The 14,990-nt window shown below is 70.7% G+C and carries 13 protein-coding genes; 7 read left to right on the plus strand and 6 right to left on the minus strand.

All coding sequences use genetic code 11. The features are described 5' to 3' along the window. Positions 1 to 74 precede the first annotated feature (74 nt). From ABXJ52_RS08585 to ABXJ52_RS08605, 5 genes are all read left to right on the plus strand, one after another. Positions 75 to 1,448, plus strand: coding sequence for a sugar ABC transporter substrate-binding protein (locus ABXJ52_RS08585; RefSeq protein WP_367040616.1), 1,374 nt, complete (start codon positions 75 to 77; stop codon positions 1,446 to 1,448). Next, positions 1,445 to 2,398, plus strand: a complete 954-nt coding sequence (locus ABXJ52_RS08590) for a sugar ABC transporter permease (protein WP_367040617.1) — start codon at positions 1,445 to 1,447, stop codon at positions 2,396 to 2,398. Before ABXJ52_RS08585 ends, ABXJ52_RS08590 begins: the two co-directional genes overlap by 4 nt. Beyond that, entirely contained in the window at positions 2,395 to 3,264 is an 870-nt protein-coding gene (locus ABXJ52_RS08595; RefSeq protein WP_367040619.1) for a carbohydrate ABC transporter permease, read from the plus strand. Before ABXJ52_RS08590 ends, ABXJ52_RS08595 begins: the two co-directional genes overlap by 4 nt. Continuing rightward, positions 3,261 to 4,250 (plus strand): zinc-dependent alcohol dehydrogenase family protein, encoded by a 990-nt coding sequence (locus ABXJ52_RS08600; protein ID WP_367040620.1) that lies wholly within the window; start codon positions 3,261 to 3,263, stop codon positions 4,248 to 4,250. Before ABXJ52_RS08595 ends, ABXJ52_RS08600 begins: the two co-directional genes overlap by 4 nt. 220 nt (positions 4,251 to 4,470) lie before the next feature. Beyond that, positions 4,471 to 5,706 carry a TerD family protein gene (locus ABXJ52_RS08605; RefSeq protein ID WP_367048907.1) on the plus strand — a complete coding sequence of 412 codons (1,236 nt, stop codon included), beginning with the start codon at positions 4,471 to 4,473 and terminating at the stop codon, positions 5,704 to 5,706. An 80-nt stretch (positions 5,707 to 5,786) separates the two neighbouring features. Here ABXJ52_RS08605 and ABXJ52_RS08610 read toward each other — a convergent pair whose 3' ends face one another. The 4 genes from ABXJ52_RS08610 to ABXJ52_RS08625 form a co-directional block, all read right to left on the minus strand. Continuing rightward, positions 5,787 to 6,014, minus strand: coding sequence for a CarD family transcriptional regulator (locus tag ABXJ52_RS08610; protein WP_135329399.1), 228 nt, complete (start codon positions 6,012 to 6,014; stop codon positions 5,787 to 5,789). A 165-nt stretch (positions 6,015 to 6,179) separates the two neighbouring features. Continuing rightward, positions 6,180 to 7,202 carry a 1-aminocyclopropane-1-carboxylate deaminase gene (locus ABXJ52_RS08615; protein WP_367040622.1) on the minus strand — a complete coding sequence of 341 codons (1,023 nt, stop codon included), beginning with the start codon at positions 7,200 to 7,202 and terminating at the stop codon, positions 6,180 to 6,182. Between the two features lie 45 nt (positions 7,203 to 7,247). Further along, positions 7,248 to 7,892 carry a GntR family transcriptional regulator gene (locus tag ABXJ52_RS08620; RefSeq protein WP_367040624.1) on the minus strand — a complete coding sequence of 215 codons (645 nt, stop codon included), beginning with the start codon at positions 7,890 to 7,892 and terminating at the stop codon, positions 7,248 to 7,250. A gap of 61 nt (positions 7,893 to 7,953) precedes the next feature. After that, a complete protein-coding gene (locus ABXJ52_RS08625) occupies positions 7,954 to 9,435 on the minus strand; it encodes an alkaline phosphatase PhoX (RefSeq protein ID WP_367040626.1) in 1,482 nt (493 codons plus the stop codon). A gap of 196 nt (positions 9,436 to 9,631) precedes the next feature. Here ABXJ52_RS08625 and ABXJ52_RS08630 point away from each other — a divergent pair, with 196 nt between their 5' ends. Next, positions 9,632 to 10,399: an SDR family oxidoreductase gene (locus tag ABXJ52_RS08630; protein ID WP_367040627.1), complete on the plus strand. Its 768-nt coding sequence runs from the start codon at positions 9,632 to 9,634 to the stop codon at positions 10,397 to 10,399. A 164-nt stretch (positions 10,400 to 10,563) separates the two neighbouring features. Here the strand turns inward: ABXJ52_RS08630 and ABXJ52_RS08635 are convergent, their stop codons facing one another. After that, positions 10,564 to 12,024: a hypothetical protein gene (locus ABXJ52_RS08635; RefSeq protein ID WP_367040629.1), complete on the minus strand. Its 1,461-nt coding sequence runs from the start codon at positions 12,022 to 12,024 to the stop codon at positions 10,564 to 10,566. A gap of 285 nt (positions 12,025 to 12,309) precedes the next feature. On the opposite strand from ABXJ52_RS08635, the gene ABXJ52_RS08640 reads away from it, so the two are divergent. Further along, on the plus strand, positions 12,310 to 14,166 hold the full coding sequence (locus tag ABXJ52_RS08640; protein ID WP_367040631.1) for an endonuclease/exonuclease/phosphatase family protein: 1,857 nt from the start codon (positions 12,310 to 12,312) through the stop codon (positions 14,164 to 14,166). 63 nt (positions 14,167 to 14,229) lie between these two features. Here the strand turns inward: ABXJ52_RS08640 and ABXJ52_RS08645 are convergent, their stop codons facing one another. Further along, positions 14,230 to 14,970, minus strand: coding sequence for an SRPBCC domain-containing protein (locus ABXJ52_RS08645; RefSeq protein WP_367040632.1), 741 nt, complete (start codon positions 14,968 to 14,970; stop codon positions 14,230 to 14,232). Between the last annotated feature and the right edge of the window lie 20 nt (positions 14,971 to 14,990).

Consider the following 14,990-nt stretch of genomic DNA (forward strand, 5'->3'; position numbering starts at 1 on the left):
CACCTCTCGTGATCCCGCACGCCCGAATTCACCCCTCACGCATCCCACAAGTCCCCATACGTCCAGGAGCACCCATGCGAACCCACAGCCGACGGAGGCCGCGCGCACTCGCCGCGGCAGCCGCAGGGACGCTGCTTGCCCCGCTGCTCTCCGGCTGCTGGGCCGGGGCGGGCGGGACCGGTTCAGGCGGCGACTCCATCAACGTACTGATGGTGAACAACCCGCAGATGGTCGAACTGCAGAAGCTCACCGCCGCCCACTTCACCAAGGAAACGGGCATCAAGGTGAACTTCACGGTCCTGCCCGAGAACGACGTCCGCGACAAGATCAGCCAGGACTTCGCCAACCAGGCGGGCCAGTACGACGTCGCCACGCTCAGCAACTACGAGATCCCGATCTACGCCAAGAACGACTGGCTGCACGAACTCGGCTCGTACACCCGCAAGGACAAGGCGTACGACGAGAAGGACGTACTGCCGTCCATGCGTCAGTCCCTCACCGGGGACGACGGCAAGCTCTACGGGCAGCCCTTCTACGGAGAGTCGTCCTTCCTGATGTACCGCAAGGACGTCTTCGAGAAGGCCGGCCTGACCATGCCGAAGAAGCCCACCTGGCAGCAGGTGGCGAAACTCGCGGCCGATGTCGAAGGCGCCGGTGCCGAGCCCGGGATGAAGGGCATCTGTCTGCGCGGACTTCCGGGCTGGGGTGAACTGATCGCGCCGCTGACGACGGTGGTGAACACCTTCGGAGGGACGTGGTTCGACAAGGGGTGGAAGGCCCGCCTCGACTCCCCCGAGTTCGAGAAGGCGACGCGCTTCTACGTGGACCTCGTCCGCGAGCACGGCGAGTCCGGCGCCGCCCAGTCCGGCTATGCCGAGTGCCTGAACAACCTCACCCAGGGCAAGACCGCCATGTGGTACGACGCCACGGCCGCCGCCGGGTCGCTGGAGTCCGCCAAGTCCCCGGTCAAGGGCAAGATCGGCTACGTTCCGGCGCCCGTGGAGAAGACGAAGAGCTCCGGGTGGCTCTACACCTGGGCCTGGGGCCTGCAGAAGGCGTCACGGAACCCGGACAAGGCCTGGAAGTTCGTCTCCTGGGCGTCCAGCAAGGAGTACGAGGAACTGGTCGGCGAGAAGATCGGCTGGTCCAACGTCCCCGCGGGCAAGCGCGCTTCGACGTACGACAACCCGGAGTACGTCAAGGAAGCCGCCGCGTTCCAGGACGTCACCCATGACGCCATCGAAGGCGCCCGGCCGACCGACCCCGGCGTGCAGCCCCGGCCCGCGCCCGGCATCCAGTTCGTCGGCATCCCCGAGTTCACCGACCTCGGCACGAAGGTCTCCCAGGAGATCAGCGCGGCCATCGCCGGGCGCCAGTCCGTCGCATCGGCCCTCAGGAAGTCACAGAAGCTCGCCGAGAAGATCGCCGAGGAGTACGAGGGACGATGACCGCCACCGCGAGTACCACCACCGTCGCGCCCACCACCGCGCGCGCCCCCGCACCCAAAACACCGGGAAGGCTGCGCGCCTGGGCCACCAGGGCCCCGCTGCTGCCCGCCCTGATCTTCATGGTCGTCGTCACCCAACTGCCCTTCGTGGCCACGCTGGTGATCTCCTTCTTCGACTGGAACGCCCTCTACCCCGACGCCCGCAGCTTCGCCGGCTTCGACAACTACTCCGAGGTCCTCACCGACCCGGATCTGCGCAAGTCCGTCCTGACGACCATCGTGCTCACGGCCACCGTGGTGATCGCGAGCCTCGTCATCGGCCTCGGGCTCGCCCTGCTCCTCGACCGGAAGTTCCGGGGCCGGGGCATGGTGCGTACGTTGCTCATCGCGCCGTTCCTGCTGGTGCCGGTGGCCGCGGCGCTGCTGTGGAAGCACGTGCTCTACAACCCCGAGTACGGCCTCTTCAACGGCCTGCTGCACTGGGTGGGCGGTGACGGCGCGGCACAGCCCGACTGGGTCTCCAACACCCCGCTGATCGCCATCGAGGCCTCCCTGATCTGGCAGTGGACGCCCTTCATGATGCTGATCCTGCTCGCGGGCCTGCAGAGCCGCGACAGTGAACTCATCGAGGCCGCCCGCATGGACGGGGCCGGCAACTGGCAGGTGTTCCGGTATCTGACGCTGCCGCATCTGCGCCGCTATCTGGAGCTGGGCGCACTCCTCGGCTCGATCTACATCGTGCAGAACTTCGACGCCGTCTTCACGATCACCTCGGGCGGTCTCGGCACCGCCAACCTGCCGTACACCGTCTACCAGAGCTTCTACCAGGCCCACGAGAACGGCCTGGCGTCCGCCGCCGGTGTCCTCGTCGTCATCGGTTCCATCATCATCGCGACCTTCGCACTGCGGGTCGTCTCGTCCCTGTTCCGTGAGGAGGCGTCCCGCGCATGAGTACCGCCGTGACGCGTATACGTACCCGGCCCGGGAGCCGCTTTCGCATCCGGGGCTCGGCGGGGCTCGGCCTCGTCGCGTGGCTCATCGGCCTGCTGTTCTTCCTGCCGATCGCCTGGATGACGCTGACCTCCTTCCACTCGGAGGAGGACGCCGCGACCAACCCGCCCTCGCTCGCCGCCTCGCTCACCCTGGACGGCTACCGCGACTTCTTCGGGTCGGGCGGCGGGGCGAGCCCCTGGCCCTCGCTCATCAACTCGACCGTGGCGTCGGTCGCCTCGACCCTCCTTGTGCTGCTGCTCGCGCTGCCCGCCGCGTACGCGCTCTCCATCAGGCCGGTGAAGAAGTGGACGGACGTCCTGTTCTTCTTCCTCTCCACGAAGATGCTGCCGGTCGTGGCGGGACTGCTTCCGATCTACCTCTTCGCCAAGAACGCCGAGATGCTCGACAACATCTGGCTGCTCGTCATCCTCTACACGTCGATGAACCTGCCGATCGCGGTGTGGATGATGCAGTCCTTCCTCTCCGAGGTGCCGGTCGCGATCATCGAGGCCGCGCAGATCGACGGGGCGCGGCTGCCCACCATCCTCGGGCGCGTGGTGGCCCCCATCGCGCTGCCGGGCATCGCCGCGACCTCTCTGATCTGCTTCATCTTCAGCTGGAACGAACTCCTCTTCGCGCGGGTGCTCACGGGCGTCGTCGCCCAGACCGCGCCCGTGTTCCTGACCGGCTTCATCACCAGCCAGGGCCTGTTCCTGGCGAAGGTGTGCGCCGCGTCGCTCGTGATCTCCCTGCCGGTGCTCGCCGCGGGGTTCGCCGCCCAGGACAAGCTGGTCCAGGGCCTGTCGTTGGGAGCAGTCAAGTGAAGGCCGCCATCATCGAGTCCGTCGGCAAGGCTGTCGTCGGCGAGGTGCCCGACCCCACTCCGGGGCCGCGCGAGGTCGTCGTCGAGGTCGCCGCGTGCGGTCTGTGCGGGACCGATCTGCACATCCTGCAGGGCGAGTTCGCGCCCACGCTGCCGGTGGTGCCGGGGCACGAGTTCGCCGGGGAGGTGGTGGGGCTCGGCCGCGAGGTCACGGAGCTCGCCGTCGGCGACCGGGTCGCCGTCGACCCCTCGCTCTACTGCTACGAGTGCCGCTACTGCCGCACCGGCCACAACAACCTGTGCGAGCGCTGGGCCGCGATCGGTGTCACCACGGCGGGCGGCGCCGCCCAGTACGCGGTCGCGCCCGTCGCCAACTGTGTGCGGCTGCCCGAGAACGTGCGCACCCAGGACGCGGCCCTCATCGAGCCGCTGTCCTGCGCGGTGCGCGGCTACGACGTGCTCCGCGCCCGGCTGGGCGCCCACGTCCTGATCTACGGCTCCGGGACGATGGGCCTGATGATGCTGGAGCTCGCCAAGCGGACGGGGGCGGCGAGCGTGGACGTCGTGGACCTCAACGCGGACCGGCTCGCCACGGCGCGGCAGTTGGGCGTGTCGGGCTCCGCCGCGGGCGCGGACGAGCTCGACCGGCCGCAGGGCTGGGACATCGTGGTCGACGCCACGGGCAACGCGAACGCGATCCAGGACGGCCTCGGGCGCGTCGCCAAGGCGGGGACGTTCCTGCAGTTCGGGGTGGCCGACTACGCGACGCGGGTCAGCATCGATCCGTACCGCATCTACAACCAGGAGATCACCATCACCGGGTCGATGGCGGTGCTGCACAGCTATGAGCGGGCGGCGGAGCTGTTCGCGGGCGGCGTCCTTGACCCGGACGTGTTCATCAGCGACCGGATGCCGCTGGATGCGTACCCTGCGGCGCTTGACCGGTTCGCCTCCGGAGTCGGCCGGAAGATCGTGGTGGTGCCGTAGCGGCGTTCCCTGCGGGGCATTCCCCGATCCCGCCCCGCTCCTCAAACGCCGGAGGGGCTGAAGGACATGTCCGGACCGGCGGAAGATCTCAGCCCGTCCGGCGTTTGAGGACGAACTCGGCGAAGCCGGTGATGACGGCGGCCAAGGCGCCCCCGCCAGAAACTTCGGCGGGTAAGGGAACGGCAAAGGCGGGACGTTCGTTACCCCGTGCATGACCGCTATGACACCCGGCTCGAACATCCCTCTCTCCGCCACCCGCGTGGCGGTGGACGTCGCCGCTCCGGTGCGGCTCGACGTATCGGGCCTGCTGCTCACCGCCGACGGCAAGGTGCGCTCCGACGACGACTTCATCTTCTTCAACCAGCCCTCGGGCCCCGGCGTGACCTACCAGTCGGGTGGCGGCACGACTCCCGACAAGATCACGGTGGACACCAGCGCCGTGCCCGCCGGCATCGAGAAGATCGTCGTCACCGCGAGCCCGGACGCGGCGGGCCAGAGCTTCCAGGGCATCGAGCCCACCGCCACCATCCGCAACGCGGACGACGGCTCCGTCCTCGCCACGTTCACGCCCCCGCAGCTCGGCGGCGAGACCGCCCTGGTGATCGTCGAGGTCTATCTGCGCAACGGCGCGTGGAAGGCCCGCGCCGTCGGCCAGGGGTACTCGAACGGCCTGGCCGGCATCGCGACGGACTTCGGTGTCTCGGTCGAGGAGCCCGCGGCCCCGGCCGCTCCGGCCGCCGCCGCGCCCGCCGCCCCGATGGCGCCGCCGTCCGGCGCCCCGGTCCAGGGCCCGCCCCCGCCGGTCGCGGACCCGCGTCTCGCGGCGCCGGCCGCCCCCGCCGCTCCCCCGGCCCCCGCCGCCCCCGCGCCCGGTGCCGGGAAGATCAACCTGGACAAGGGCCGGGTCAGCCTCCAGAAGAACCAGACCGTGTCCCTGGTCAAGGACGGCAAGCCGCTCCTCTCGCAGGTCAAGATGGGCCTGGGCTGGGAGCCGGCGTACGGCGGCAAGGACATCGACCTGGACGCGTCCGTCATCGCGTACGGCCCGCAGCGCAACCACGTGGACAGCTGCTACTTCGGCAAGCTGTCGATCGTGAACGGCGCGATCAAGCACTCCGGCGACAACCTCACGGGTGAGGGCGGCGGTGACGACGAGGTGATCGTCGTGGACCTGGGCCGTCTGCCGCAGGACGTGACGGGCCTCGTCTTCACGGTGAACTCGTTCTCGGGCCAGAAGTTCACGCAGGTCGCCAAGGCGTACTGCCGTCTGCTGGACGCGGCGTCGGGCGAGGAGCTGGTGCGCTTCGACCTCACGAATGCCGAGGCGCAGACGGGCGTGATGATGGCCAAGCTCATCAGGCAGTTCACGGGCGAGTGGGAAATGACCGCCATGGGTGACTTCGTGAAGTCGCGGACCGTGCGCGGCATGGTGAAGCCCGCGGCGCAGGCGCTCTAGCTGCGGCGGGCATGTGCAGGGGCGGCCGTCGGGAGGGTTCCTCCCGACGGCCGCCCCTTTGGCGTACGCAGGTCAGCGGGTCAGAGCTTGGCCAGCTTGGGATACGGGCTCAGGAACCTTCCCTGGCGGCCTGCGAAGTCGATGACCACTGCTTCCTCGCCTTCGACTCCGACGATCCGTCCGAGTCCGTACTGATCGTGGGAGACCCGGTCGCCCACGGCGAACTGCTCGATGGGCGGTGCGGGCGGCGGCGGAACGTTAAAGGGGCTGTTCGGCAGGTGGCGTCGGGTACCGGGGGGCCTCGTCATGTTCTGAGTATGCGCCCTCCGGACCCCGGCGCACCATGCTCCGAGCTCACACGGTCCTCACATCGGCATCAAACCGACACACAAATTCCCCTTCCCCGTAGCGTTACGTAGTTACCCCGTTGCACCGAGCGCACATGTGTGCCCAGAGGCCTCGATGGGCCCCGCTCAGAACAGAGCGCTGTAGGCGTTCAGGGCGGGCTGCCCGCCGAGGTGGGCGTACAGGACGGTCGCGTCGCGCGCGATCTCGCCCCGGTCCACCAGGTCGATCATCCCGGCCATCGACTTCCCCTCGTAGACCGGGTCGGTCACCATGCCCTCCGTGCGGGCGGCGAGCCGCATCGCGTCGAGGGTCGCCTCATCGGGGAGTCCGTAGGTGCCCGCGTGATAGCGCGCGTCCAGCTCGATGTCGGCGTCCTCGACCGCTGCCTGGACGCCGATGAGTTCCGCCGTCCCGCGGGTGATCCTGGCGATCTGCTCGCGGGTGCGGCCGGGGTCGGCGGAGGCGTCGATGCCGAGGACGCGGCGCGGGCGGGCGCCCTCCTCCGTGAGCGCGGCGAATCCGGCGATCATGCCGGCCTGCGTGGACCCGGTCACCGAGCAGACCACGACGGTGTCGAAGAAGACCCCCAGCTCCTGTTCCTGCTCGGCCACTTCGTACGCCCAGCCCGCGAAGCCGAGACCGCCGAGACGGTGCTCGGAGCAGCCCGCCGGGATGGCGTACGGCCTGCCGCCCGCCTCCTCGACCTCGCGCACCGCCTGCTCCCAGCTCTCCTTGACGCCGATGTCGAATCCGGCGCGTACGAGGCGTACGTCGGCGCCCGCGAGCCTGCTGATGAGGATGTTGCCGACCTTGTCGTAGACGGAGTCGGGCCAGTCGACCCAGCTCTCCTGGATCAGCACGCACTTGAGGCCCGCGCGGGCGGCCACGGCCGCGACCTGGCGGGTGTGGTTGGACTGGACACCGCCGATCGACACGAGGGTGTCGCAGCCCTGGGCGAGGGCGTCGGCGACCAGGTACTCCAGCTTGCGGGTCTTGTTGCCGCCGTACGCGATGCCGGAGTTGCAGTCCTCCCGCTTGGCCCAGAGCGTCGCGCCGCCGAGGTGGTGGGTGAGGCGGTCCAGGGGGTGGACGGGCGAGGGGCCGAAGAGGAGGGGGTAGCGGGCGTAGGAGTCGAGCGGCGCGGACATGGCGGGCCTCCGGAAGGTTCGGGGACTTCAGGGGCTTCAGGGGCTTCAGGGGTGGGCGAGCTCTTCCAGGACGCGCCAGATCTCCGTGGTGGCGGCCATCGCCGCTTCCGGGTCGCCGTCCGCGCACGCGTCGATGAGTCGCTCGTGCAGTTCGGCGGATCCGCAGGTCACGCCCTCGCCGAAGCGCTGCCTCTCCAGGCGGCGGATGAGGGGGGTGTAGCGGGCGATGGTGGCCGCGGCCGCGCTGTTGCCGCAGGCCTCGACGAGGACGCCGTGCAGGTCGTCGTCGGCGCGCAGGGCGCCCTCCACGTCGCCGGACGCGACGGCCGCCGCGAACCGGCCGTTGGCCTCGCGCATCGCGTAGAGGTGCGCGGGCTCGAGGCGGGGCACCGCGCCGCGGGCCACGAGTTCGTGCATGGCGCGGACGACGGCCGCCGCGTCCCTGACGTCGGCCGCGTCCAGCGGCGTCACCCGGGTGTGGCTCTGCGGTTTGCTCTCCAGGAGGCCTTCGTCGACGAGCCGCGCGAACGCCTCGCGGACAGGCGCGCGGGAAAGACCGAGCGAGGCGGCGAGCTCGGCGTCCCGCACGACACTGCCCGGCGGAAGGTCACCGTCGACGATGGCGTCACGGATCGATGCGTACGCCTGGTCCCTGAGCAGGGTGCGGCGCACCGGTTGCATGGTTCCCATGCACTGAAATGTTAGATGTCAACTCCCGGCGTGGGCAAGGGAATCGACACTTGTGCGGGAGCTAGCCGCGCTGCCTGCGCCACGGCCCCGTGATCGCCAGCATGATGCCGGGGCTCTGGATGTTGGCGTAGAGCGTCTTGCCGTCGGGCGAGAACGTGACGCCGGTGAACTCGCTGTACGAGGGCTTCTCGGGGGTGCCCGCGTTCAGTTCGTTGCGTGCGATCGGGTACGTGCGCCCGCGCTCGGTCGCCCCGAAGAGGTGCTGGATGCCGTTGCCGTCCTCGGCGATGACGAGGCCGCCGTACGGGGAGACGGTGATGTTGTCCGGGCTGTCGAAGGCGCCTTCCTGGGTGGGGCCTCCCCTGCTCGAACGAAGTTGAGAGCTTGGGGAAGGGTCCTGGTTGACGCCGAGGAGGACCTTCAGGGTCAGGGTGCGGCGGGCCGGGTGGTAGAACCACACCTGGCCGTCGTGCTGGACCGGGCTCTCGTCGCGGGCGTACGAGGCGACGATGTAGGCGCCGCCGTCGCCCCACCACATGCCTTCGAGCTTGCGGGCACGCGTGATGTCGCCGTCGTCGAACTGCTCGCGCACCGGGACCGTGCGGGCGTCGCGGTCCGGTACCTCCACCCAGTCCACGCCGTACACGGTGCCGATCTTGGTGGCGCGGGACAGGTCGTCGACGAAGCGGCCGCCGGAGTCGTAGCACTTGGGCGCCTTCAGGACGCCCGCGTCGTCGGCGAGGGCGCGGAGCTTGCCGCGGCCGTGCTCGAAGCCGTGCGGCGGGGTCCAGCGGTAGATCAGGCCGTTGGGCTCGTCGGCGTCCTCGGTGAGGTAGAGGTGCCCGCTCTTGGGGTCGACGACGACGGCCTCGTGGGCGTAGCGGCCGAGGGCCTTGATCGGCTTGGGCGCGCGGTTGGCACGCCGGTCGTAGGGGTCGACCTCGAAGACGTAGCCGTGGTCCTTGGTCATGCCGTTCTCGCCGGCCTTGTCCTCGGTCTCCTCGCAGGTCAGCCAGGTTCCCCAGGGGGTCGAGCCGCCGGCGCAGTTGGTGGCGGTGCCCGCGATGCCGACCCACTCGGCCACGTGCCCGTCGCGGCGGACCTCGACGACGGTGCAGCCGCCGGACGCGGCCGGGTCGTAGACGAGCCCGTCGGTCAGCGGGACCGGGTGGTCCCACTTGGAGCGGGGGCCGCTCAGCTCGTGGTTGTTGACGAGCAGCGTCACGCCGCGCGGGCCCTCGAAGGTGGCCGTGCCGTCGTGGTTCGACGGCGTGAACTCGCCGGTCTCCAGCTTCGTCCTGCCGCTGTGGGTGAGGACGCGGTACGAGAATCCGGCGGGCAGCGCGAGCAGGCCGTCCGGGTCGGGGACGAGGGGCCCGTAGCCGGGGGCGCCGCCGCCGAGCGGGTCGGCCCCGCCCTCCGTCGTCTCCTCGGCCGCGAGCGCGCCGGGTGCGGTGGCGAGCGCGCCGACGCTGCCGGCCAGCGCGACCCCCGCGCCGGTGATCGCGGAGCGTCTGGCGAAGTCCCTGCGGGTGAGCGACATGATGTCTCCTGAGGCGCGTACGAAGCGGGCTACGGGCTAACTGTGTACGTGCTGCGACGGCCGGCCTGCGCGTTTTCGGACACTTCCTGCGTATTTCCGGATAGGTCCAGTCTCGGCCGGGCTGCTGTCGGCGTCACGTTCTCGCTCGCGTATAAACGGCGGTTGAACGCCGTCCGACGTCAAGGGGCCACCTTCCATGAACCTGCCTGCCGCCCACCGCCGTGTCCTGATCAGCGGAGCCTCCCGCGGTCTGGGCAGAGCCCTCGCGCAGGCCTTCGCCACGAACGGCGACCGTGTCGCCGTGCACTACGGCTCACGCGAGGAGGAGGCACGCGCGACGCTCGCCTCGCTCGCGGGCGAGGGCCACGTCCTGGTGGGCGGGGATCTGTCGGAGCCGGCGGGCGCGGCGGACGTCGCCCGGCGGGCCACCGAGGCGCTCGGCGGCCTCGACGTCCTGGTGAACAACGCCGCCGTGAACCTGCCGCACCCCCTCGCCGACACCTCGTACGAGGACTGGGCGGCCCTGTGGCACCAGCACGTTTCGGTGAATCTCCTGGCGACGGCGAACCTCAGCCACCTGGCGGCCCGCCGGATGATCGACCAGGGCACGGGTGGCCGCATCGTGAACATCGGTTCGCGCGGCGCGTTCCGCGGGGAGCCCGACCACCCGGCGTACGGGGCGACCAAGGCGGCCGTGCACGCGCTCGGCCAGTCCCTCGCGGTGTCGCTCGCGCCGTACGGGATCGCGGTGGCGTCGGTGGCGCCCGGGTTCTTCGGGACGGAGAGGGTCGCGCACCGGCTGAGCGGGGACGAGGGCGCGGCGATCCGCGCGCAGAGTCCGTTCGGGCGGGCCGGCACGGCGGACGAGATCGCCGCGGCGGTGCTGTGGCTCGCCTCCCCGGTCGCGGAGTGGGCGTCGGGCACGGTGCTCGATCTCAACGGTGCCTCGCATCTGCGCACCTGAGCGGGAAGTCGCCGGGGCAGACGTGATCGTCGTGTCCGTGACCCGCGAGGTGCTCCGTGACTTCCTGGGCCCTCGGACGACGTCGGCCAACGCCACGTCGGCTCTGAGCCGAACGGGCACGAAGCCGGGCGGGCCGGTATCCCGGCCCGACCGGCTTCGGCGCGTCACATCCCTTGCTGCGAACGGGCCTTGAACGCCGCCTTGCGGGCTTCTTTGGCCACCTTCTTGTCGGGGTGCAGCCGCCCCATCGCCTCCAGGACATCCGCGGTGGCGGGGTGTTCGACCCGCCAGGCCGCGGCGAAGAACCCGCTGTGCTGCTCGGAAAGGCCCTCCACGAGACCCTGCAGCTCATCGGAGTTGCCCTCTGCGGCGAGCTGCGCGGCGATGGTGTCGATGGTCAGCCAGAAGACCAGCGCCTCGGAGGGCGCGGGCACGTCGGCCGCCCCGTGCTCGGCAAGCCACACCCGGGCGAGCCCACCGAGCTCCGCGTCGTCGAGCACCTCCCGCAGCGCGGGCTCCGCCTCGTTGCCGACCAGCGAGAGCGCCTGCTGGCAGCGGAGGCGCCGCAGCGGCGCGCCCTCGTCCCCGCCCCGCGCGGCGGCCAGCAACTCCCGTGCGGCGCCCAGCGGTTCGTGCCGGGCGAGCCACTGCTCGATCTCGGCCTGCGCGGCGGCCTGCGGGAAGCCGGCCGTCCCTGCGAGCAGCGCGTCGGCGCCCTTGTCCGTGAGATCGCCGACCGCGGGGGCGTCCACGCCGGCCTCCAGCATCCGCGCCCGGATGCCGTACACACCGAGCGGGGTCAGCTTGACCATGCCGTACCGCGTGACGTCCTCGTCGCCGTCCGGCAGCGGCGCCTCCGCCTCGTCGATGTCCACCATGAGGGCCTCGTCGACCGGCTGGTACTCGACGAGCCCGAGCGGCTCGAAGAGCCGGAACTGGTCGTCGAGCTTCATCATCGCGTCCGACACCTGCTCCAGGATGTCGTCCGTCGGCTCCCCCATGTCGTCGGGCACGATCATCGACGCGGCGAGCGCGGGCAGCGGCACCGGGCCCTCGCCCGCCCCCGCCTCGCCCGCGGTGAGCAGGTACAGGTTGCCGAGCACACCGTCCAGGAAGTCGGCCTCCGCCTGCGGGTCCCAGCCGAGCTCCTCGAAGTCGACCTCGCCCTTCTCCTCCAGGACGTCGAGGAGGTTGTCCATGTCGGGCACGGTCGCGTCCGCGTACACGGTGTCCAGGGCGCCGAGCCAGACGGCCAGGATGTCCTGCGGGCTGCCGGAGGTGAGCGCGGCGAGGTCCTCGCCCGGGGTCACCGTGCCCGGCGCGTCCTCACCCTCCGACTCGTCCGCGTCCGTGACGTCCACCAGGCCGGTGTCGACGGCCACGCGCCAGGCCTCGCTCGCGTACGCGGCGGCGTCCGGGTCGTCCGCTTCGAGGCCCAGCTCCGCGGCGGCGGCCGGCAGCTGCTCCTCGATGAGCTCACCGCCCGCCCCGACCCGCGTCTCGGGGCCGGCCCAGCGGGCAAGGCGCGCCGCCCGAGAGAGCAGCGGTGTGGCGAGCGCGGCCCGCGCGAGTTCCGCTTCGGAGTGCAGCAGCACCGGCGGCAGGGTGGCGGGACTTACGGACATCGGCTGGTTCTCCTCCGGGGGAAAGCAACGGTTCTGCTGGGTCGAAGCCTAGACGGATTTGGACGCATGCCGCCCGGTTCATGTCCCTGTCAGAAGACATACACGGTGAGAACACCCGCCGAACCTTGACAACTCCCCTGGTCACACAAGAGATTGACGCGCGTAGAGCGCTGAGCGCGCCTTCCCGTCCGGCTGCTTCGTACGCCCTCCCCTCACTCTCACCTCACCTCGCCTCACATCACCTCACCCTCACCCTCACCCTCACTCACCCGGAGTGCTTTCCTCATGTCGCACATATCCCGTGCCACCCGGCCCGCCGTGAGATCCGCCGCCGTCTCCACCGTCGTCGCGACCGCCCTCGCGGCCGGTCTGCTCGCCGTGAGCTCGTCGTCCGCGTCCGCCGCGGAGGTGCGCGTGCACGACATCCAGGGCACCTCCCGCCTCTCGCCCCTCGCGGGACAGCAGGTCACGGACGTGACGGGCATCGTGACCGGCGTCCGTACGTACGGCTCGAAGGGCTTCTGGATCCAGGACCCGAAGGCCGACTCCGACGCCGCGACCAGCGAGGGCGTCTTCGTCTACACCGGGTCCGCGGCCCTGACCGTGAAGGCCGGTGACGCGGTCCGCGTCTCCGGGACCGTCACCGAGTACGTGCCCGGCGGCGAGGCGTCCGGCAACCAGTCCCTGACCCAGCTCACCAAGCCGACGGTCACGGTCGAGTCGTCCGGCAACGCGCTGCCCGCGCCCGTCACGGTGAACGCCAAGTCGGTGCCTTCCGCGTACGCGCCCGCCGGTGACCCCGCGGACGGCGGCAGCATCAACGCCCTGCGTCTGAAGCCCCGTTCGTACGCCCTCGACCTGTACGAGTCCCTGGAGGGCATGAACGTACGCGTCGGCACCTCGCGCGTGGTCGGCGCCACCGACCCGTACTCGGAGCTGTGGGTCACCGTGAAACCGCACGAGAACCCGAACCGGCGCGGCGGCACGGTCTACACGTCCTACGACGACCAGAACACCGGGCGCCTGCAGATCCAGCAGCTCGCCCCGATCTCCGAGCGGCCCTTCCCGAAGGCGAACGTCGGCGACTCCCTTTCCGGCGGCGCCGAAGGCCCCCTGGACTTCAACCAGTTCGGCGGCTACACGCTGGTCGCGCGCACCCTGGGGAAGGTCACGGACAAGGGTCTCGTACGGGAGAAGACGCGGCGCCAGGCCAAGGGTGAGCTCGCTGTCGCGACGTACAACGTGGAGAACCTCGACCCGGGCGACCCGCAGACGAAGTTCGACGCGCTGGCCGGGGCCGTCGTCTCGAACCTCGCCTCGCCCGACATCCTCGCCCTGGAGGAGATCCAGGACGACAACGGCGCGAAGAACGACGGGACCGTCTCGGCGGAGGCGACCCTGAAGAAGTTCGCGGACGCGATCGTCGCCGCGGGCGGGCCCCGGTACGAGTGGCGGTCCATCGCCCCCGAGAACAACAAGGACGGCGGGGAGCCGGGCGGCAACATCCGTCAGGTGTTCCTCTTCAACCCCGACCGGGTCTCCTTCACAGACCGGGGCCAGGGGGACGCGACCACGGGCACGGATGTCGTACGGTCCTCCGGCGGGCGCGCGGCGCTGACGCTCTCCCCCGGGCGCGTCGACCCCGCGAACATCGCGTGGGAGGACAGCCGCAAGCCGCTGGCCGGGGAGTTCGCCTTCCGGGGGCGCAGCGTGATCGTGGTCGCCAACCACTTCGGGTCGAAGGGCGGCGACGAGGGTCTTACGTCACGGCACCAGCCGCCGGTGCGGTCGTCGGAGGCCAAGCGGCTTCGGCAGGCGCAGGCGGTGAACGCCTTCGTGCGGGACGTGCGGAAGGTGAACAAGAGCGCGGACGTGGTCGTCGTGGGCGACGTGAACGACTTCGAGTTCTCGCGGACGACGGCCGCGCTGGAGGCGGGCGGTGCACTGAAGTCCGCGGTCAAGTCCCTTCCCCGGTCGGAGCGTTACTCGTACGTCTACCAGGGCAACTCCCAGGTCCTCGACCAGATTCTGACGAGCCCCGGGGTGGGCAGGGGCTTCGCGTACGACAGCGTGCACATCAACGCGGAGTTCGCGGAGCAGAACAGTGATCATGACCCGCAGGTGCTGCGGTTCCGGCCGTAGCGCGGTGGGCGCGCGCCGGGCACCGTCTCGGGCCACGCGCCGGGCTCCGCGCCGGGCTCCGCGTCAGCCGTAGAGCCTGAGGAGCCAGTCCCGCCAGGCCATTTCGGTGCCCTTGGCGTCCGCCTGCGGCGCGAAGTCGTGGATGCTGACGGCGACCGGGGCGCCGAAGTGGTTGCGGCCGAAGAAGCGGTAGAGCGCGGTGTCCGTACGCAGGCCGATGAAGTGCCTGCTGCGGAAGTCGACCATCGCGTCGAGGCGTTCACCGGGGGCGTCCACGCGTACGCGGGCGCCCTCGGACGCGTCGTCGGGAAGGCCGAGGCGGCGGCCGAGCCTGATGAGGGCGTCCGGGGCGGCGGCGGGGGCCGGGCCGTCGAGGCCGGTGAAGGTGGCGGGGAGGCCCGGGAAGTACGTCAGGTACTGGCGCAGGGTGTGCAGGTGGAAGTCGGTGTGCTTGGTGGCCGCGTCGTACTGGTTGTCCCAGTCGGCGGTGAGGACGCCGCTGTGCACGTAGCGGACCCAGGAGCGGCGGCCGCCGTCGCGGGGCTCGATGGTGCGGTCGAGCTGGTTGCGGATCTGGCCTCGCGGCAGACCTTCGGGGTCGTCGACGCGGTCGGTGAGGCGGTGCGGGGGCTCCCAGCGGGTGACGACGCCGCCGAAGGGGGCGGCGCCGCCCTCGCGTGGTTCGTACTCCACCATGGGCCACAGCCAGCCGCCGGTGCCGGTGGTGAACGCCTCCCAGACCTCGGTGGGAGAGGCGTCGACCTCGAACTCCCGCGCGATCTCGAACTCCTTGCCCGCGGTCATGACGACTCCCCCCTGACGCC

The organism is Streptomyces sp. Je 1-332 (assembly GCF_040730185.1).
Taxonomy (GTDB): domain Bacteria; phylum Actinomycetota; class Actinomycetes; order Streptomycetales; family Streptomycetaceae; genus Streptomyces.